Origin of the sequence: Cellulosimicrobium composti (assembly GCF_009711085.1) — a bacterium.
GTDB lineage: Bacteria > Actinomycetota > Actinomycetes > Actinomycetales > Cellulomonadaceae > Cellulosimicrobium > Cellulosimicrobium composti.
Map to the genome: position 1 here is coordinate 1 of NZ_WMKA01000112.1, position 1,077 is coordinate 1,077.

The following is a 1,077-nucleotide window of genomic DNA, read 5'->3' on the forward strand; positions in this document are numbered from 1 at the left end:
ATCCCACCCGAACCACCCCATACGGGACAGCCTCTAGCCAATCGCCGACGAACAGCCGCAGCAATGTCTGTCTTCCTATTCAGCGTCCCTATGGGAACAGTCGGGGTCGCGACCGCTCAGACCCCTCCGGCGTCGAGCGCCGAGGCGGGCGAGCGGCTCACCATCTCCCACCCGCACCCTGTGAGCTTGAGTGACGCGGACGAGCTCGTCAACACTCTGGGCGTCGACCCAGCCTCCTTCCGGTTCCAGCAGGCAGGGATCGAAGGCGAGTACTTCCCGTCCGCCGAGTACCCGCGCGACGCGTTTCTCAATGACTTCGCGCTTGACTTTCAAACGACGCCGCAGATCGTCTCACTTGAAGTAACCGAGCCGCCCGTCGCGAATGCACGACAGGCCGCAGGTGACACTCTTGACCGGGCGTTAGCGATCGCAGAGAGCCTACCTGAGCACCATGCCGAGGCTCCCAGAAATCCACGAGCCGACGCTGCGTTCAAGCGCGGCGCCCTCAGGGCTCAGGAGAAAGCCGCAATTCAACCTTTCGCGAGCGGAACGCCGACTTGGGGTCCCGGCTACACCGAGATCGCTGCGATGACGGACATTAATGGCCGAGCAGTTGTCTACACCTACAACACCTGGGCGAATGGGCGCAGTCCTGGTCAACTCCACTGGGATTGGGGCATCGAAATGGATGTCTCCCAGTTTAACTACAACTACTCTGGAACAAGGCCGAGCCGCCCCTCTGGGTTCCAGAACGGATTCTTCGCCACACAAACATACCCATCGTCGAGCGGGGTCCATTCGTGGGCCGTCTACGAAGGGTCAGATGCAAGCACGACGACGCAGATCTCGCCGTACTACGACTCCAATGCGGATCTTGACCCTTGCAACCGGCAGTCCATGGCGATTGGCCTCGGTTCTCCTCAGGAGATTCGCATGCAGAACGGGGTCGGTTCGCTGCAGACGATCATCCGGACAAACCGTGGGAACGTCTTCGGGAGCCCGATGTCCGCGACGGCTCAAGCGCTTTCGAATGACTGCAATGAGCCATTCCCAGTAGGGGTCGGGCGTGTGGGCGCC

The 1,077-nt window shown here is 61.4% G+C and carries 1 protein-coding gene; it reads left to right on the forward strand.

Translation table 11 applies throughout. The features are described 5' to 3' along the window. Nucleotides 1-186: 186 nt before the first annotated feature. A partial coding sequence (locus GJV82_RS19180; protein ID WP_155100328.1) for a hypothetical protein occupies nt 187-1,077 on the forward strand: 891 nt, incomplete at its 3' end.